The following is a 16,012-nucleotide window of genomic DNA, read 5'->3' as shown; positions in this document are numbered from 1 at the left end:
CGCGCCTCCGCGCAAATGACGACCCGGCGTAGCAACTGCTTGATTTGAAATGATTTTTTCATGCCAAAAATTTCATCGACGCGCCCAAAACCGCATCAAATCAGGCTTTGCGAAGGCTTTTCCACCCGGTTTTTCACAGAGTTGTCCACAGAGCGTGTGGATGAATGCCAGCCAGCCCCCGGCCCGCCGCTTCGGGCCGTGCAACAGGCTGAAACGCGGGTAATGCGTGGGTAATAATTGCCCCTTATCACGCTTCGCAGGCTCTGGCACAGCCGGTTTCTGCTTTTTCATACAGTATTTTTGCAACGGAGAACCGTTTTGCTTTCCATCATACAAGCGGCCGGCTGGCCCATCTGGCCCCTCATCCTGGCATCCATCATCGCGCTGGCGCTGATCATCGAGCGCTTCATCAGCCTCAAGCCTTCGCGCATTTACTCGCCCAGCGTGGTGGACGAAGCCATCAAGGTCTCGCACCGTGGCGTGCCTGGGCCTGACACCGTCAATCAGCTCGCGCAGCATTCCACCGTGGGCGAAGTGCTGGCCGCAGGCTGGCGCGCGCTCAACAGCAACCCGCAATGCAGCCCTGAAGAAATGCGCGCGGCGCTGCAAGCCGCTGGTCGCAGCGCCGCGCACAAGCTGGAGCGCTTCTTGCCCGCGCTGGCCACCATCGCCTCGGCCGCGCCGCTGCTGGGCCTGCTGGGCACCGTGATCGGCATGATTGAAATCTTCGGCTCGCAAGCGCCTGCCGGCTCGCTTGCGGGCGGCAACCCGGCCAAGCTGGCGCACGGCATTTCGGTGGCGCTCTACAACACGGCCTTTGGCCTCATCGTCGCCATTCCAGCCCTCATCTTCTGGCGCTACTTCCGCGCCCGGGTTGATGGCTACGTGCTCGCGCTGGAGCTGGCCGCCGAGCGCTTCGCCCACCATCTGGAGCCGCTTTGCAAAGGCAGCAAGCGATGAAATTCAACCCCCGCCCCCACGCCGATCCAGAGATCAACCTCATCCCCTTCATCGACGTGCTGCTGGTCATCCTCATCTTCCTGATGCTGACCACCACCTACAGCAAATTCACCGAGCTGCAACTGAACCTGCCCTCGGCCAGCGCCGACGCCTCGCAGACACGGCCGAAGGAAGTCGTTGTCTCCGTCGCCGCCGATGGCCGCTACATGATTGCTGGCCAGGAGCTGCTCGCCCGCGACACCGACACCGTGGCCGCAGCCCTCAGCCGCGCCGCCAGCGCGGCGGGCCAAGGCAGCGTCATCGTCATCAGCGCCGACGCACAGGCCAGCCACCAGTCCGTCATCACCGTGATGGAAGCCGCCCGCCGCCAGGGCCTGACGCAGCTGACCTTCGCCGCGCAAACCGGCGGGCAATAGCCGCCAGGCCGCCCAGACGGCAGGCGGCCGCAGCACCGCGCGGCTTTTGCGCGGCTTTTCCACCCAGCTTCACTGCCGCCTTGCACCAGCGCTTTGGCCTGCCGCCTTCACGATGCAAGCGCGGCGGGTGAGAAGGAACCGCGCCATCCAGGCTTTGGCAGACATGGCCTTATTGGCTTTAATTGGAAAGAAGTTTTCCAATTGCGCGTTTCCAAAACAGGCCATGAAATAAAAAACAATGGCCGCAATCGTGCTGGCAGCCGCGCTTTTGCCGGGCTGCGGCGTTTTCAACCACAAGCTGGCGCGGCCCATCGTTCATCACGCGCAAAGGCAATGGACGCATGAAAACACCGCCATTTACGGCAGCGTTTCCAGTTTCCGCGTGCGCCGTATGCAGGCCCGGATGAAACCCATGAATTTCTCTATATCCACAGCCAGCCGACGGCGCCCGCTTCTGCCAAATCATTCCCAAAATGCTGATGGCAGACTTTTTCAGCGGCCCTCCCGTCAAAGGTCCGTTCAGCCTGGGCCAATGCATTGGCGGTGCGGCCAGATAACACGCTTTCGCCGGATTTCATTCTGCGTCTTGCTGCCCATTCAATCCGCCGCCCTCCCACAAGCAGATTTCAAGCAGGCTCCAAGGGATCTTTTCGCTCTACTATCAATAGCAATATGTCCTAGTAGAACGGGCGCAGAAGGATATTTTTGCCCCATTGGATTTGCTTCTGTTTTTGATGCTGCAAGCTGTCGTGCAGTTACTCGGTCATCGCCGGGGCGCGTGAAGCAGTTGGCGCAGGTGAAGGCGATGACGGCGGCGCGCGCAGCACGAGCCAAGCGGGCGTAAAGCTGTTCACGGAGAAGAAAAAGCAGCGGCAATCCAGGCATGGCCGTTTGCGCGCGAGGGCGGCAAAGACGCGAGCGTCTTGACATCCAGGATTGATTTGCGCTGGCTCTCTGCTGAAGCGGCAGCGTGGGAAGGGGGCGAAAAGGGGAACGCTGTGGGGGACGTGAAAGGGAGAAGCGAAGCTTCTTGCTCCACCTTTTTGCTCCTTGTTTGATAGCGAAAACTCCCCGTATTTATTGCGACAAGGGCTGTTTCCATGCCCTTGAATCTACTTCTGTTTTCATGAACACGCCCACGGCTTGGCCGCACGCTGGCCGCCTGCGGCGGACTGGCCACTCAAACCGTCTGTGCCGTTCGGTCTGCCGCTGGCTAGGCACACGCTGGAGCGACGACTGGACTGGATGGATCGCGCGCGAGGAAGGCATTTACCGGCTGGGGGCTGCTTTGGCCTGCCCCGTGGCTGATGAAGCGTGCAATGCCGTCAGCGCCCCGGTCTGGCGCTTGCTGACCAGCGGCCCGCGCGGCGTCCGCCTGCCAGCGGGTGAGCCAAAGCCAATCACCACCCGCCATCCCGCGCCTTCAGGCGATGCGGCCCCGCCGCGCCTGGCGTTCGCTGTTTGACATTCCGCCGTTGGCTCACTGTGCAACGCCGCCCCGGGCCTGCTGGAGCAATCCGCCAATGGCATGGAGGGCCTGACAAACAACAACCGCAGCCAACACGTGCAGCAAGCGCGCGGCCTGCCCGTGATCGCACGCTGAATACGCCAGCGGCCACGGCTACTACGCCTGGAGTGAGGAAGTGCCGCCGGGTCTGCCAAGCCTGCTGGCGGCAGATGAGGCGGCGGGCCGCGAGGCGCACCATGAAAAAACCTGCAAATAGCCGATAGGCCGATGCGGGCGCACCCTCTGCCACCCGGCCCTGACGCGCCATGATCCGCCCGTTTTTCCGTCTGTTTCCCACCGGCGCATTCAGGCACGCCTCGCATCAAAAATAGAAGCAAATTCAAGCCATTAAAAATGCCATCAGCGCTGATTCCACTAAGACCCCCCGCTATCAAAGCAGAAGCAAATTCATGCCCCTGACACGAGGCAGCTTGTCTGCTTGTGCACGGTGCCATCGCTTTGCCACGCCATTGCCCTTCATCGCCTCGTCCGCCCGTCCGCACTCGGCATGCGGGCAGTTCTCCATCCACTACCAAGGAGTTTTGAGCGTGATGAAAACCCAATCCATCCAGGGGCCGTCGCAGAACCCAGGCCCCGCTGCCCGCCGCCGCAGGGGCCGCTTTCGTGCCAGGCGCGCCGCAGGCCTCGCTCGAAGAGGAGGATGCGCCTGCCCAGTGGGGTGACAACGCCAGCACCTTCCGCGTGTCCGCTTTTCGCTGATCAACGCCTGGCTCGACCGGAACCCCAACCAGCCCTTTCCCGCCCTGTGCGGCAGCTTCGTGCAGCTGAACGCGCAAAACCTCGCTGGCAGGCGCTACGTGGCTTCCTGCGCTGGCGACTTTTCCCGTTTTCTGGGTCAAGGGCGCCGCGTGACGCTGAGCGCAGGCTACCGGTAGCAAGAGCTGGCGGCAACTGAAAAAAGGATGGGCGCGTCGGCGCGAACGCGCTTCGCGCGCTGCTCCCGGCCTGCATCCACCCAGCGGGATTTCCACGCCGTCCGCAACCGGCTGCGCGGCATGCGCCAGCAGCTTTCAGCCTGCCCGTCAAGGCTTGGCAAAAAAGCGGGCGCAGGCATAATCCGCCCGAAATTTCTTGACCGGCCGCCGCGCAGCAATGCGCGGCGGTTTGCTTTTGGAGGAACCCTCATGGCCACCACCCCCCTGACCAAGCGCGGCGCAGAAAAGCTTAAGGCCGAACTGCACCGCCTCAAAACCAAAGACCGCCCCGAAGTCATCAACGCCATTGCTGAAGCACGCGCGCAGGGCGATTTGAGCGAAAACGCCGAATACGAAGCCGCCAAGGACCGCCAGGGCTTCATCGAAGGCCGCATCAAGGAAGTGGAAGGCAAGCTTGCCAGCGCGCAAATCATCGACCCTGCCGCCATTCACGCCGAAGGCCGCGTGGTCTTCGGCGCAACCGTCGAGCTGCAAGACGAAGCCACGGGCGAGACGGTCAAGTACCAGATCGTGGGCGAAGACGAGGCCGATCTCAAGCAGGGCCTCATCAACATCTCCAGCCCCATCGCGCGCGCCCTCATTGGCAAGGAAGAAGGTGACAGCGCCGAAGTGCAGGCCCCTGGCGGCCTCAAGCACTACGAGATCATCAGCGTTGCCTACATCTGAGTCGTCTGTTCTGAAACGCCCATGCCCAGCGTTCTCAGTGCTTTCGCCAGCGCCCTGAGCGCGCGCCTGCCCTTGATGGCCGCCGCCTTGTGGTGGAGCAGCGGCATCTGCCTGGGCTTCGTCGCCGTGCCGCTGGTGTTCCAGCACGCGGGCAGCGTGGCGCTGGCCGCGCGCATCACGCCTCACCTCTTTGCCGCGCAAACCTGGCTGGCATTGGGCTGCGGCGCCGTACTGCTGCTCACGCGCCCCCGTGAGCCGCAGCGGCAAGACACGGCGCTCATCAGCCTGACCGCCTTGGGGATGCTGCTGGCGCTGCTGGTTCAGCACGTTGCCGCCCCGCGCATTGCAGCCCGCATCAACCTGCCGTTGTGGCACACGGCAGGCACACTCCTTTACGCGGGCCAGTGGCTGTGCGCCACTGTCGTGCTGTGGCGGCTGGCGCGGCGCTGAGCCAGAATCAAAAACAAGAGCAATTTTGAAGGGTGAAAAAATGGCTTCTGCGCCCTTTCCACCAGGACCCAATGCTCTCATAACAAGAGCAGAAATACGCCACCCTTCTACTCCTGAACTCTTGGGCCGCGCCTGGCTTGGCCAGAAAGAACGCAGACGGGCAGGTCTGCGCTCCTCCTAGAATTCGCCCCTTTCGCACATGGGGTGAGCGCGTGATGCCCGCCCTGCTTCTTCATCCTTCACCCATACCGATTTCCCGATGGCATTGATCGTTCACAAATACGGCGGCACGTCGATGGGCTCGACCGAGCGCATCGCCAACGTCGCCAAGCGCGTGGCCAAGTGGGCGCGCGCCGGCCACCAAATGGTGGTGGTGCCCAGCGCCATGAGCGGCGAAACCAACCGCCTGCTGGGCCTGGCCAAGGAGCTGGCCCCCGAAAAGCTGACCGATGCCTGCCTGCGCGAGATGGACATGCTCGCCTCCACAGGCGAGCAGGTCTCCGTCGGACTGCTGTCACTGGCCCTGCAAGCCGAAGGCGTGCCCGCCGTGAGCTACGCTGGCTGGCAAGTGCCCATCAAAACCAGCAACGCCTACACCAAAGCCCGCATTGAAAGCATTGACGAGGAGCGCGTGCGCCGCGATCTGGCAGCGGGCAAGGTGGTCATCATTACCGGCTTTCAGGGCGTGGATGCGGACGGCAACATCACCACGCTGGGCCGTGGCGGCTCTGACACCTCCGCCGTGGCCGTGGCCGCCGCCCTCAAGGCCAGCGAATGCCTGATCTATACCGACGTGGACGGCGTTTACACCACCGATCCGCGCGTGGCCCCCAAGGCCCGCCGCATGCAGACCGTCAGCTTTGAAGAAATGCTGGAAATGGCCAGCCTCGGCTCCAAGGTGCTGCAAATCCGCTCGGTTGAATTCGCCGGCAAATACAAAGTGCCCGTGCGCGTGCTCTCCAGCTTCACGCCCTGGGACATCGACATCAACGAAGAGGCCCGCTCCGGCACCCTCATCACTTTCGAGGAAGACGAAAAAATGGAAAAAGCCCTTGTTTCCGGCATAGCCTTCAGCCGCGATGAAGCCAAGATTTCGGTGCTGGGCGTGCCCGACAAGCCCGGCATCGCCTACCAGATACTGGGCGCGGTGGCGGCGGCCAACATCGAGGTGGATGTGATCATCCAGAACCTGAGCAAGGACGGCAAAACCGATTTTTCCTTCACCGTGCACCGCAACGACCATGCGCGCGCCCTGGACTTGCTCAAAAACGAAGTGCTGCCCCGGCTGGGCGAAGCGCAAGTGGTGAGCGACACGCACATCTGCAAGGTCAGCATCGTCGGCATCGGCATGCGCAGCCACGTGGGTGTGGCCGCCAAGATGTTCCAGACGCTCAGCGAAGAAGGCATCAACATCCAGATGATTTCCACCAGCGAAATCAAAACCTCCGTAGTCATCGACGAAAAGTACATGGAACTGGCCGTGCGCACGCTGCACCGTGCCTTCGGCCTGGACCAAACGGCATCCTCGCCGGCCTGACGCCGCAAACGGCCGAAAGCGCCCTTTTCTCTGCTAGAATCCGCCGCTTACCTAGGAGACGTGACCGAGTGGCCGAAGGTGCTCCCCTGCTAAGGGAGTATGGGGTGTAGAGCCTCATCGAGGGTTCGAATCCCTCCGTCTCCGCCAAGATCGAAGCCAAGTGATTGATTTCACTTGGCTTTTTTCTTTGGCGATTGGACTTCCCGCCCAAACATCCACCCAAAAGTTACCCGCTAGGGCTTCCTGGTCTTCTGCAATTGATTGCACAGCTATCTGTTGAGGAAAGGCACGAAGATTTCCCTTGAAAACTGTGTTTTCATCCATACTTCACATGCGCGGGGTTGTCCCGTGTTTCCATGGAGGGAAGAGCTATGGCCATCATGAAGTCAGCGAACGGGACGTTCAAGCGAGTCCTGGCAACCACATTGATTGCGGCATGTTGTGCCGGAGGTGTGACGACGGTATCTGCTGCGCCTCAATCAGACCAGTTTTCTGACATCGACTGCTCTAAAGAGCAGGAGTCGATGTTGGGCATGAAGGTCTGCGCGGGACGTGAGCTTGCCAAGACAGAGAAGGAATTGAAAGCGCAACGGCAAAAGATGCTGAAAGCCGCCGACAAAGACATGCGTAAATCCATGAACAAGTGGTTCAAGGCTAGTGATGCCTATGCGGATGCCATGTGTGAAGTTGAGGGGCAGCGCTATGCAGGCGGAAGCATGCAGGGCCTTGTGATCGGTGTCTGCCTAAATGGCGAGTATGGACGCCAGCTTAAGGAACTGAAAGATTTGGAAAACCGCCCTGAAGGCAGCTAATCCGTAAAGAAAAAAACCGGCGTACTAGCCGGTTTTTTTTGTGCTGTTCGATGTTCGAGCAATGTCGGCAGTCGGTTCTGTCACGCTTAGCATGTGCTGCACTGTGTCGATCATGTGGCTAGGGCTGACATCCAATACCTTGCATAGCTTGAAGATAGTTCGCAGGCTCGGGGACTTGCTGCCCAGCTCAAGTTGGCTGATGTAGTTGCGGGCAAGCTCAGCCTCGAAGGCCAACGCCTCCTGAGACAACGCCCGCTGATTGCGCAACTCGCGCAACGCACTACCAAAAGCCTTTTCCAGTCCTGCCATTTATGCCCACTAAAGTGAGCAAAGCATCTAGTTTTGTCGCGCGCTGGTCTTCCACCTATAGTTAGAATTTTGTGAAGCAACTATGAGGAGTGAGGCGGTATGGCAATGACAACGTGCAAAGAGTGCGGGAAGCAGGTCAGTACAGAGGCGAAGGCTTGCCCGCACTGCGGGGCAGCGGCACCCGCGAAGAAGAAGGCCAAGGGAGGGATGGGCAAGTGGCTGCTGATTGTTTTCGCTATCGGCGTTGTCGCCGCCGTCTTACCGAAGAACGACAAGGCTGCCGCATCGAGTGCAGCGCCGAAAGCTGTGGCGGTACAGCCCAAGGAAAAGAAGGCAGAGGCGAAGGCCGAAGCACCCAATACGGATCAATGTTTTTATCGAGGTAAGGCGCTGGCCGGTGTGTACCTTGCGAACTTCTCAAAGATGGCGAGTGCTGACGTGATGGCATCCGATGTCATGCGGGAGGGCTGCGATAAAGTTGCAGAGGAACAGAAGACGGGTGATGCCTGTGTTCGATCTTGCGAGATTGGATTCAAGCAAGAGGCGCGAACGGCCTTCAAGTAGTAGGGCTGCACTGCGTGCAATCAATTGCAAACAGCAATAAGCCCCATTGCTGGGGCGAGTGGCTACGGCCTTTCGGTCGCCATTACAGATTCAAAGATAGACCTGTTCAAGGCGGCTTCTTCCTCTTCTGGATCGGCAGGGATGCGGGCCAGCACCTCCTTCGCTGCCCACATGCGTTGCGATGGGTTCGGGGAGGAGAGGCCATCCGTGAACACTCGCAGTGCCTTGCGGCGTAAGTGCTTGTGGAATGCCGCGTCGTCCAGGCTACGGGAGTAAATCTCGTCTTCCAGGCGGGCATGGAATATGGGGTCTTGCATCCATGCTGTGACTGTCTGGGGACTGGTGCCCACAAACTCGGCTGCTGCTGCCTGAGTCATGCCTTCCGCCAGTGCAATGATGGCTTTTATCTGTCGATTTGACAAGAGTTTTTGCGGGCTGGGCTTGGAATAGGCGACGGTCATAGCTTCACCTTTGTTCTGGGTACTTCAACCTGTGGAATAGCGTTCCCCTACCTTGGAATAGCGCGGCTGTTTGTCACTCTGGAAGAGGTCAGGGATAGGCGCGTATGGCGTTGAAGGTGTCTACCCCTGGGCGTCTTGGTTATGCCTTGGTGCCCGCAGCGCTGAAGGGTCGGAAAGCGGTGTTCGCTGGCAAGGGTTTGTCAGTGCCTCCCAGAAGCTGCACAGCCAGTTGAGCACCATGATTGCGGAGGCTCCACGCATCCCCACGGCCACCCTGTGGAACTTGATCTTGTCGGGTCGGTGCGATCTGTGCAAAGGCGCTGCGCTTGGCGTTGAACTGCTCCTGTTCGTCCTGCTTCTTACTGCGGGCCAGGGCGTTGTCGATTTCGCCCCGCAACTCCTTCAGGGTGACGGTATCGCGGGAGGGTTTGGCGGGCACCTTGGGGGGTGTCCGCGGCGCGGCGCGGTGCTAATGCGGTGGGCTGAGGTTGATTCGGTGCGAGTCCTTGCCGCTGGCGTTCCTCTTCCACTTGCTGGCGCTGCTGCGGCTGGTTCGGCTTTGCAATTGATTGCACGGGCGCTGCCTTTGCAATTGATTGCAGGACGGGTGCCGCCTTCGCCACGGTCTGCGGCGCGGGCTCACTACCACGCAGGATTTCAGCGAACCCCAGGCCGGTGGGCTTGGACTGGGCGGGCGCATCTCCCTTGAATACGTGGCGCAGTTGGGTCAGGTCGAGCATGTTGTCTTCTCCTTTGTCGGATTTGAGGACGCGGAAGGGGATGCGATTTGCACCACGGGTAACCAGAGAAATGAAAGCAACTTTCGCTTCTTTCATCTGGCGCATAGTCGTTTTCACTCTCACGGCTGGGCCTCGTCAGTGGAAGTTGATGGATGAATTTCATTATATGAAATTGTTATGAGAAATTCAATCTATATGTCGTTTGCAATTGATTGCAGGACATTGATCTGACTAACCATTTATAGGTTGGCACTCAGGGTCTTTGCGTCCTCTGCCCATTGGATTTGTTGCTTCATTGCCTTTGTGAGTGTTCCGCAGTCTGTTTCCGGCTCTGTGCTCTCTATGTCCTGTTTGATCTTCTGCACTCCGAGTTTTGATGCACGATTTCTCGCTTTCTGAAGGTCGTCTTCTAGGTCAGATATTCGACACAAAAGTTTGTAGCTATCTTCCTTGTTGAGGGTAACAAGGCCATCCATTTCATTCTGTCGATCTGTCTTAAGAGTGATGATTTTTCCCTCTAGCCATGCGATTTCAAAGGCAATGCGGGTTAGTTCACTGCTTGAGGTGCGGTAGGCTTCCGATAGTTTTTTGTAGTATTTTGGTGAAAAATCGGCATCTTCCAGCGGGTTGCCTGAAGACTCATAGGGCAAGCCGTGGCGCTTGAAAATCTCCCGTGTGATGTCCTCATTGGAGAAACCCTCTTTTGCTCTGCGTTGACGGTATTTCTTTATAGCCTCGGGTGAGTAGTCCTTGAAGTTCTTTGCAAGCAGAGTGGAAAGCTCGGCATCGGTGAATCTTCTTCCCCTGTATAGGTGGTGCCTGTTGCCCCGCTTATTCGAGTTTTGGCGGGTAGCATGAAGCCATCGGACATTGCCCACGCGGTAGTTATCGGAATCGTTGATTCGGTCTAGCTGATGTTTATCTAAGGGTCGGGGGCCTACGTGGTAGGCGAAGGTGTACCAGTCCCTAAAAGCAGGGTCTAGCTTTCCAGGCTTTTTCTTTGCTTCTTCCCGTAGGTTATTGAATTTCCGTGCGAGGTATTCAAAGCAAAGGGCGTGCCCTTCAGGGTATTGGGCCTTGCCTCCTTGTCCAACAAGGCCCATAGGGCATGGCAGGATGCCCGGTAAGCATCTGCCGCAAGGGCTTTGCCTTCGTATAGCTCCCGCTGCTGTAGGGATGCCCTGTAGGCTCGCTCAACTGGGAAAGTATGGGGTTCCATGGCTCAATCCTGCTTATCTAGCCCCTATATATCCCTACCTCCTTCCACTCTGGGGGACATGCTGGGACTGGGGCTGTTGTTAGATTTCTGAAAAGCTAATTTTTCTCGCTACACAAGCTCAAAACCATACGTTTTGAAGGTTTGATGTGCCTACCTTTTTAAGGGGACATTCGTCCCGGAAGGGGGACATTTCAGGGACATGTTTCAAATGCTGACGCGGTTGCTCGGAGGTTCTGGGGAGACCACAATTCAGGTGCCGGGTTTGCTCGCCCGGCGTCCCTCAATTGATGGATCGGAATTACCCCTCGGTCAGTAATGGTCGAGGGGATTTTTTTCTTCCTTATCCGGTTGCCTGCGTCTTCTCTTCTTCGTCGTGCTGTAGCTCCTGGTGCAGTTCATAGATGCACGGTATTTCGTCCCAGTCGTCGCCATCCAGCGTTTCCAGCGTGAAGCGGCGATGCTTTGGCAATGGGTTTGTGCCCGGTAGCTGCCAGTCCCTCACGATCAAGCCGCTGCCTTCCAGCAATTGATTGCAAAGGCGTGCCACGATCTTTCCCTGTAGGCGGCGAAGAGGCTTTGTGGTTGGCTTATCCATTGCTTGCTTCCCCCGTGATGTAGGGAAGCATTTGGGTAGTTAGCCAATATGGTGTTGGCCTTGTGCCAGTGCCAAAGTGACCCGCTGGTTCTGGGAGTTTTCCAGCGGCACGCATTTTGTACAGTTGCGGCGCACTGATTTGGAGAAGGGTTAGCAGGTGTCCAACTCGCAACCGTTGCGGCTGGTTGAAGTTCAACCCGTCAATGGGTAGCTTCTTTGCCTGTCCCGGCTTCTTCTTTGCCGTGGTTACGGCCTTTTCTTTTTCTGCTGTTGCGGTTCCCGCCGCCGCTTTCTTCACAAACGAAATTGCCATTTTTTGCACCTTCTAGCGTGTCTGCATTCAAATGCAAAGGCTTATGGCGCAAAAAAAGAGTACGCGAAAAAGCCCTTGCGGCTTTCCCGGTGCACTCCATTGCGTGGGACGGTCGGATTATATCAACATCTCTACGACAGTCAATAACTAATGACTAACCGCTTTGAGTGGGACTACATTATTTCCCTGTGCCTGTGCCAAATCCACATAATCAGCCCATTCCTGCATTAGTTTTCTGCGTTTTTCAATTTGGGTGCCGTGCATATACGCCGCTTCCACTTTGCTTCCCAACGTGTGGGCGAGGGCAGTCTCCAGGAGGTCTCGGGGGTAGGCTGTCTGCTCCCCGCCCCTGGTGCGGAAGGTTGACCGGAACCCGTGAGGCACGGCATCAAGTTGCATGCGGCGCATGACTGCGGTTAGGGTCATGTCGGACAGCACCTTGCCGCGTGGGTTTGGGAAAACGAGGTCGGTCCCCGCCGTGGGCTCAGTCGCTGCAATCAATTGCAGGGCCTGCTTTGACAGCGGCACGGTGTGCGGCTTACCTGCCTTCATGCGTTCACCGGGGATAGTCCATAGTCCCTTCTTCAGGTCGATTTCAGCCCACGTTGCCCCGCGTACCTCTCCGCTACGGCTGGCGCACAGGATGGCGAATTCGAGGGCTTTTGCTGCTGTGCCCTTCTGCTGGCGTAGGGCACTCATGAAGGCGTGCATTTCCCCGTGAGGGATTGATTTATGGTGCTCGGTCTTCTGTACCTTGCCGGGGTTCTTCAGGATGGCGTCAAGGTGTCCTTTCCAGCGGGCAGGGTTCAGGCCATCGCGGTAGCCGTGGACTGTCGCCCAGTCCAGCACCTTTTCAACGCGCCCGCGCAAGCGTGAAGCAGTCTCGTTTTTGCTGTCCCATAGGGCCGCATTGGCTTTATCGGGCTGGGGTTGGTTCAGCACTTCCAACACATGCGGCAATGCAATTGATTGCACGGGCAGTTTGCCAATGATCGGATTGGCGTAGGTCTCCAGCGTGCTACGCCATTGGGCGGCGTGTTTCGCGTTCTTCCACTGGCCTTCCATGCCAGCAAGGTAGGAATCAACGCACCATGCGAAGGTCTTCAAGCTGGCTTGTTGTGCCAGCAATGCGGCCTTTGCTGCCTGCCTCTCTGCAACCGGGTCAACACCTTTGCCGATGGCTTCCCGTGTCTCTCTGGCCTTGTTGCGGGCTTCCGCAAGGGAGGTTGACGGGTAGCCCCCAAAACCGATTTCCCGGCGCTTGGTGCCCGTCCTGACACGAAGAACCCAGGTCTTCCCGCCTGTGGGTGTGACTTCAAGAATCAGGCCAGCAACACCGCCCACCGCGTGGCTACCGGGCGGAAGGTTCTTCACTTCCAGCGCTGACAGTTCCTTGGCTACCTTCGGCATGCTCTGCCCTCCCATATGCGTTCTGCAATTGATTGCAGCGGAGGGCCGTAGCCACCCGCCCAAACACCCGCCCAAAATTTTACGCTAGAGGGTAGATTTCCGTAAACGTCTGGAGATATGTTTTTGGGTATTTTTCCTTGTTTGACAACAAGTTATCGTAACCATGGGAGATGACTGGAAATCTCCAAAAGTTCTACGGAGGCGGACTCCGTTTCCGCCAGAAACGAACCCGCTTGCGGATCAAGCCGCAAGCGGGTTTTTCTTTGGAATTCCGACGTTTAGAACAGCCCCTGCAAGCAGGCCAATGCAGCCCATACCGGGCTGCGCCAGCCGCGCTGCTGAACAACTTTGGCGCCGACGGGCTGGAGTTCACCCTGAGCTACTGGCTGGGCGACCCTGAAAACGGCGGCCTGGGCGGCGTGCGCTCGCAAGTGAACCTGGCCATTCTGGATGCCCTGCGCGGCGCGGGCGTGGACATTCCCTACCCGCAGCGGGTGCTGCACATCAACCCGCCCGAAAGCGCCAGTGCTGTCGTTGCCAGCGCTGGCGCCAAACAGGCCCCAGGAGCCGGCCCGCAGGCCATCCATGAAGGCGGGCAGGGCACGGCCGCCAGCGATGAAGTAGGCATGCGCCAATTCGCAGGCAGCGCCTGATCAGCTCCTCTTTCAATAGCATGAGGTCCTAGAACAAAGGGCGCGAAGGCGGTTTTCCTGCCCTTCAGATTTGCTCCTTTTTTAACGTCGCCTGGCCCGGCGCGCGCGGGATTCAAGTTCACAAGAAACGCAAGGCTCGCAAAAAAACAGTCAATTTGACGAGAATTGTTCTCTTTTGATTCCGCCTTGCGCCATGAACCCCGCTCCTCTTTTTTCCCGCTCCACCTTTCGCTTTTCCTGCCTGGCGCTGGCCGCCGCCAGCCTGTGCGCGCCGCTGCATGCGCAGCAGGCCCATGATGAAGAGGAGGAAAGCGCCGATGAAGCCACGCTGCAAACCGTGGCCGTGACCAGCGCCCGCGCCCAGGGGCTGGCGCCGCAGACGGTGGAGGCGGGCACTTTTCGCGGCGCCAGCATCATGGAAGTGCCTTCCACGGTGAACGTCATCACGCGCGAGGCGCTGGAGCAGCAGGCCGTCGAGGGGCTGTATGAAGCCGTGCGCAATACCGCCGGCGTGACGCGCCAGCAAAACGCGGGCGACACGTATGACCAAATCGTGATTCGCGGCATGGAAGTGCAAAACCGCACCAATTACCGCCTCAACGGCGCCATGCCCATCATGAATTTCTCGCAAGTGCCGATGGAAGACAAAGAGCGCGTGGAAGTGCTCAAGGGCGCATCGGCCCTGTATTACGGCTTTACTTCGCCTGCCGGCGTGGTCAATTACGTGACCAAGCGCGCGGGCAAAGCGCCTGTGACTTCGCTGGGGCTGCGCGTGAATGAACACGGCAGCGCCGTCGCTTCAGTGGATGTGGGGCACCGCTTTGGCGCGCAAGAGCAGTTTGGCCTGCGCGTGAATGCCGCTGGCGGCGTGCTCGGCTCGCATCTGGATGGCGTGCGCAAAGGCCGGCGCGCCTTCTTTTCTGCCGCCTTCGACTGGCGCGCCAGCAGCCGCCTGCTGCTCAAGGCCGACTTTGAATACGACAAGCGCCGCATCACCGAGCAGGCCGCCGTGGGGCTGCCCGCCGCCGTCAATGGCCGCATCACCCTGCCCCGCCCCGTGGATCCCACGCGACTGGTCGGCCCGGCCTGGGCTGATTTCGAGGCCACCACCATCAACGCGCTGCTGCGCGCCGACTACGCCCTCAATGACAACTGGGCGCTCACCGTGGAGGCAGGCCACTCGGAAATGGAGCGCGACCGGCGGCTGCCCATCTTCCGCTTTGCGCGGGCGGCTGACGTGGCCACGGGGCAAGGCTTCATCCGGGGCAACATGCAAACCATCAGGTTGAATCCGACATGGGGCGCGCCGAGCTGTTCGGCAGCTTCAAAAGCGGCTTTGTGGAGCACGGCCTCACCCTGGGCCTGAGCCACACCCGCAAAGAGCAAGACCCCATTTACCAGCGCAACTACAACATTTCGTCGCAGAACCTGTATGCCCCCGTGCCCATCACGCGCGTCACTTACGAGCCTGTGCCCACAACGCCCACATCGGCGCTGCTGAAAACGCGCGACCAGGGCCTGTATGTGGTGGACCGCATGCAATTGGGCCCGCAGTGGCAGCTGATTGCGGGCCTGCGCCACTCGCGCTACCGCAGCACGCAAGCCGCCAATCTCTATAACGCCCGCAAAACCACGCCCATGCTGGCCGTTGTTTACAAGCTGCGCGAGGACCTGTCCTTCTACGCCTCCTACGCGCAAGGGCTGGAAGAAGGCGAAGCCGCCCCGGCGGGCACCGCCAACCAGAACGAGCGCCTGGCCCCCGGCGTGAGCAAGCAAAAGGAAATCGGCGCGCGCTGGCAGGCCCCCTGGGGCACGCTGTTGTCAGCGGCCGTGTTCGACATCGAGCGCCCCGACTACTACACCAACGCCAGCAACGTTTACACCGCCGATGGCCGGCAGCTCTACACGGGCCTGGAGCTATCGGACCAGGGGCAAATCACGCGCCAATTGGGCTGGCAGACCGCCTGGCAGTGGCTGAACCCGCGCTTTGCCGACATCAACGCCGCCTACAACGGCAAGCTGCCCGAAAACGCCTCGAAGAAAACCGCCAGCCTGTTTCTGACTTATGCCTTTGATGGTGCCTTGCAGGGCCTGTCGCTCAACGCGGGCGCGTACTACACGGGCCGCCGCCCCATGGACGACCTGAACCAGGGCTGGCTGGGCGGCAACACGCTCTACACCCTGGGCGCGCGCTACCGCCACCAGATGGGCGGCAACGCCTACACCTGGCAGCTCAACGTGGACAACGCCGCCAACAAGCGCTACTGGGCTGCTGGCGGCAACCGCCTGAGCGCGGGCCTGCCGCGCACGGTGAAGCTGGCGCTGAAAGTGGATTTCTGAAAACCTGCCCGGAAACCCTTTCCGGAAAATTCGTCATAATTCATCGCACGGCTTGAATGGCAATGGCATCAGCCGCGCTGATGATCGCAAATACCGTCGAATCT

General features: G+C 59.4%; 20 protein-coding genes and 1 tRNA gene. 12 read left to right on the top strand and 9 right to left on the bottom strand.

Going from position 1 to position 16,012, the window contains the following annotated elements; genetic code table 11:
• Positions 1 to 318: 318 nt before the first annotated feature.
• Positions 319 to 960: a MotA/TolQ/ExbB proton channel family protein gene (locus QB898_RS00695; protein ID WP_050716005.1), complete on the top strand. Its 642-nt coding sequence runs from the start codon at positions 319 to 321 to the stop codon at positions 958 to 960.
• On the top strand, positions 957 to 1,376 hold the full coding sequence (locus QB898_RS00690; RefSeq protein WP_279523396.1) for an ExbD/TolR family protein: 420 nt from the start codon (positions 957 to 959) through the stop codon (positions 1,374 to 1,376). The genes QB898_RS00695 and QB898_RS00690 overlap by 4 nt, the downstream gene beginning before the upstream one ends.
• A 69-nt stretch (positions 1,377 to 1,445) precedes the next feature.
• On the opposite strand, the gene QB898_RS00685 is transcribed toward QB898_RS00690, so the two are convergent.
• Positions 1,446 to 1,688 carry a hypothetical protein gene (locus tag QB898_RS00685; protein ID WP_279523395.1) on the bottom strand — a complete coding sequence of 81 codons (243 nt, stop codon included), beginning with the start codon at positions 1,686 to 1,688 and terminating at the stop codon, positions 1,446 to 1,448.
• A gap of 110 nt (positions 1,689 to 1,798) precedes the next feature.
• On the bottom strand, positions 1,799 to 1,954 hold the full coding sequence (locus QB898_RS00680; RefSeq protein ID WP_279523394.1) for a hypothetical protein: 156 nt from the start codon (positions 1,952 to 1,954) through the stop codon (positions 1,799 to 1,801).
• A gap of 548 nt (positions 1,955 to 2,502) precedes the next feature.
• On the opposite strand from QB898_RS00680, the gene QB898_RS00675 reads away from it, so the two are divergent.
• The 6 genes from QB898_RS00675 to QB898_RS00650 all read left to right on the top strand — a co-directional run bounded on the left by QB898_RS00675 (position 2,503) and on the right by QB898_RS00650 (position 7,304).
• A complete protein-coding gene (locus QB898_RS00675; protein WP_279523393.1) occupies positions 2,503 to 2,841 on the top strand; it encodes a hypothetical protein in 339 nt (112 codons plus the stop codon).
• A gap of 1,187 nt (positions 2,842 to 4,028) precedes the next feature.
• Entirely contained in the window at positions 4,029 to 4,505 is a 477-nt protein-coding gene (gene greA, locus QB898_RS00670; RefSeq protein WP_050716003.1) for a transcription elongation factor GreA, read from the top strand.
• Between the two features lie 21 nt (positions 4,506 to 4,526).
• The gene (locus tag QB898_RS00665) at positions 4,527 to 4,955 is read left to right on the top strand and encodes a DUF4149 domain-containing protein (RefSeq protein ID WP_102282884.1); all 429 of its coding nucleotides are present in this window, start codon (positions 4,527 to 4,529) and stop codon (positions 4,953 to 4,955) included.
• A 259-nt stretch (positions 4,956 to 5,214) separates the two neighbouring features.
• The gene (locus tag QB898_RS00660) at positions 5,215 to 6,492 is read left to right on the top strand and encodes an aspartate kinase (RefSeq protein WP_279523392.1); all 1,278 of its coding nucleotides are present in this window, start codon (positions 5,215 to 5,217) and stop codon (positions 6,490 to 6,492) included.
• A gap of 54 nt (positions 6,493 to 6,546) precedes the next feature.
• Positions 6,547 to 6,639: transfer RNA gene (locus tag QB898_RS00655), tRNA-Ser, on the top strand.
• Between the two features lie 224 nt (positions 6,640 to 6,863).
• Positions 6,864 to 7,304 (top strand): lysozyme inhibitor LprI family protein, encoded by a 441-nt coding sequence (locus tag QB898_RS00650; RefSeq protein ID WP_279523391.1) that lies wholly within the window; start codon positions 6,864 to 6,866, stop codon positions 7,302 to 7,304.
• A 24-nt stretch (positions 7,305 to 7,328) separates the two neighbouring features.
• Here the strand turns inward: QB898_RS00650 and QB898_RS00645 are convergent, their stop codons facing one another.
• Positions 7,329 to 7,613, bottom strand: coding sequence for a helix-turn-helix domain-containing protein (locus tag QB898_RS00645; protein WP_279523390.1), 285 nt, complete (start codon positions 7,611 to 7,613; stop codon positions 7,329 to 7,331).
• A gap of 99 nt (positions 7,614 to 7,712) precedes the next feature.
• On the opposite strand from QB898_RS00645, the gene QB898_RS00640 reads away from it, so the two are divergent.
• Complete coding sequence (locus QB898_RS00640; protein WP_279523389.1) at positions 7,713 to 8,177, top strand: zinc-ribbon domain-containing protein; 465 nt, start codon at positions 7,713 to 7,715, stop codon at positions 8,175 to 8,177.
• A gap of 62 nt (positions 8,178 to 8,239) precedes the next feature.
• Here the strand turns inward: QB898_RS00640 and QB898_RS00635 are convergent, their stop codons facing one another.
• The 6 genes from QB898_RS00635 to QB898_RS00610 form a co-directional block, all read right to left on the bottom strand.
• Positions 8,240 to 8,638 carry a helix-turn-helix domain-containing protein gene (locus QB898_RS00635; protein ID WP_279523388.1) on the bottom strand — a complete coding sequence of 133 codons (399 nt, stop codon included), beginning with the start codon at positions 8,636 to 8,638 and terminating at the stop codon, positions 8,240 to 8,242.
• A gap of 359 nt (positions 8,639 to 8,997) precedes the next feature.
• Positions 8,998 to 9,501, bottom strand: a complete 504-nt coding sequence (locus tag QB898_RS00630) for a hypothetical protein (RefSeq protein WP_279523387.1) — start codon at positions 9,499 to 9,501, stop codon at positions 8,998 to 9,000.
• Positions 9,502 to 9,617: 116 nt separating this feature from the next.
• Positions 9,618 to 10,481: a hypothetical protein gene (locus QB898_RS00625; protein WP_279523386.1), complete on the bottom strand. Its 864-nt coding sequence runs from the start codon at positions 10,479 to 10,481 to the stop codon at positions 9,618 to 9,620.
• Between the two features lie 456 nt (positions 10,482 to 10,937).
• Positions 10,938 to 11,192: a hypothetical protein gene (locus QB898_RS00620; RefSeq protein ID WP_279523385.1), complete on the bottom strand. Its 255-nt coding sequence runs from the start codon at positions 11,190 to 11,192 to the stop codon at positions 10,938 to 10,940.
• A 200-nt stretch (positions 11,193 to 11,392) separates the two neighbouring features.
• Positions 11,393 to 11,605: a hypothetical protein gene (locus tag QB898_RS00615; protein WP_279523383.1), complete on the bottom strand. Its 213-nt coding sequence runs from the start codon at positions 11,603 to 11,605 to the stop codon at positions 11,393 to 11,395.
• A 47-nt stretch (positions 11,606 to 11,652) separates the two neighbouring features.
• On the bottom strand, positions 11,653 to 12,915 hold the full coding sequence (locus QB898_RS00610) for a tyrosine-type recombinase/integrase (protein WP_279523382.1): 1,263 nt from the start codon (positions 12,913 to 12,915) through the stop codon (positions 11,653 to 11,655).
• Between the two features lie 263 nt (positions 12,916 to 13,178).
• Between QB898_RS00610 and QB898_RS13315 the strand changes: the two genes are divergently transcribed.
• The 3 genes from QB898_RS13315 to QB898_RS00595 all read left to right on the top strand — a co-directional run bounded on the left by QB898_RS13315 (position 13,179) and on the right by QB898_RS00595 (position 15,908).
• Positions 13,179 to 13,568, top strand: a complete 390-nt coding sequence (locus QB898_RS13315) for a hypothetical protein (protein ID WP_346429787.1) — start codon at positions 13,179 to 13,181, stop codon at positions 13,566 to 13,568.
• A 193-nt stretch (positions 13,569 to 13,761) separates the two neighbouring features.
• Complete coding sequence (locus QB898_RS00600) at positions 13,762 to 14,934, top strand: TonB-dependent siderophore receptor (RefSeq protein WP_279523381.1); 1,173 nt, start codon at positions 13,762 to 13,764, stop codon at positions 14,932 to 14,934.
• Positions 14,865 to 15,908 carry a TonB-dependent siderophore receptor gene (locus tag QB898_RS00595; protein ID WP_279523380.1) on the top strand — a complete coding sequence of 348 codons (1,044 nt, stop codon included), beginning with the start codon at positions 14,865 to 14,867 and terminating at the stop codon, positions 15,906 to 15,908. Before QB898_RS00600 ends, QB898_RS00595 begins: the two co-directional genes overlap by 70 nt.
• Positions 15,909 to 16,012 lie beyond the last annotated feature (104 nt).

Source organism: Ottowia cancrivicina (genome assembly GCF_029813755.1).
Classification (GTDB): Bacteria; Pseudomonadota; Gammaproteobacteria; order Burkholderiales; family Burkholderiaceae_C; genus Ottowia; species Ottowia massiliensis.
The sequence above is the reverse complement of the archived record's forward strand: the minus strand, read 5'-3'. Positions and strand labels throughout refer to the sequence as shown.

Coding starts and splice junctions, on each gene's coding strand:
- QB898_RS00600 (WP_279523381.1), top strand. CDS start 13,762: ATGAACCCCGCTCCTCTTTTTTCCCGCTCCACCTTTCGCTTTTCCTGC.
- QB898_RS00660 (WP_279523392.1), top strand. CDS start 5,215: ATGGCATTGATCGTTCACAAATACGGCGGCACGTCGATGGGCTCGACC.
- QB898_RS00665 (WP_102282884.1), top strand. CDS start 4,527: ATGCCCAGCGTTCTCAGTGCTTTCGCCAGCGCCCTGAGCGCGCGCCTG.
- QB898_RS00620 (WP_279523385.1), bottom strand. CDS start 11,192: ATGGATAAGCCAACCACAAAGCCTCTTCGCCGCCTACAGGGAAAGATC.
- QB898_RS00685 (WP_279523395.1), bottom strand. CDS start 1,688: ATGGGCCGCGCCAGCTTGTGGTTGAAAACGCCGCAGCCCGGCAAAAGC.
- QB898_RS00635 (WP_279523388.1), bottom strand. CDS start 8,638: ATGACCGTCGCCTATTCCAAGCCCAGCCCGCAAAAACTCTTGTCAAAT.
- QB898_RS00595 (WP_279523380.1), top strand. CDS start 14,865: ATGGGGCGCGCCGAGCTGTTCGGCAGCTTCAAAAGCGGCTTTGTGGAG.
- QB898_RS00645 (WP_279523390.1), bottom strand. CDS start 7,613: ATGGCAGGACTGGAAAAGGCTTTTGGTAGTGCGTTGCGCGAGTTGCGC.
- QB898_RS00625 (WP_279523386.1), bottom strand. CDS start 10,481: ATGGGCCTTGTTGGACAAGGAGGCAAGGCCCAATACCCTGAAGGGCAC.
- QB898_RS00650 (WP_279523391.1), top strand. CDS start 6,864: ATGGCCATCATGAAGTCAGCGAACGGGACGTTCAAGCGAGTCCTGGCA.
- QB898_RS00610 (WP_279523382.1), bottom strand. CDS start 12,915: ATGCCGAAGGTAGCCAAGGAACTGTCAGCGCTGGAAGTGAAGAACCTT.
- QB898_RS00675 (WP_279523393.1), top strand. CDS start 2,503: ATGAACACGCCCACGGCTTGGCCGCACGCTGGCCGCCTGCGGCGGACT.
- QB898_RS00615 (WP_279523383.1), bottom strand. CDS start 11,605: ATGGAGTGCACCGGGAAAGCCGCAAGGGCTTTTTCGCGTACTCTTTTT.
- QB898_RS00690 (WP_279523396.1), top strand. CDS start 957: ATGAAATTCAACCCCCGCCCCCACGCCGATCCAGAGATCAACCTCATC.
- QB898_RS00680 (WP_279523394.1), bottom strand. CDS start 1,954: ATGAAATCCGGCGAAAGCGTGTTATCTGGCCGCACCGCCAATGCATTG.
- greA (WP_050716003.1), top strand. CDS start 4,029: ATGGCCACCACCCCCCTGACCAAGCGCGGCGCAGAAAAGCTTAAGGCC.
- QB898_RS00640 (WP_279523389.1), top strand. CDS start 7,713: ATGGCAATGACAACGTGCAAAGAGTGCGGGAAGCAGGTCAGTACAGAG.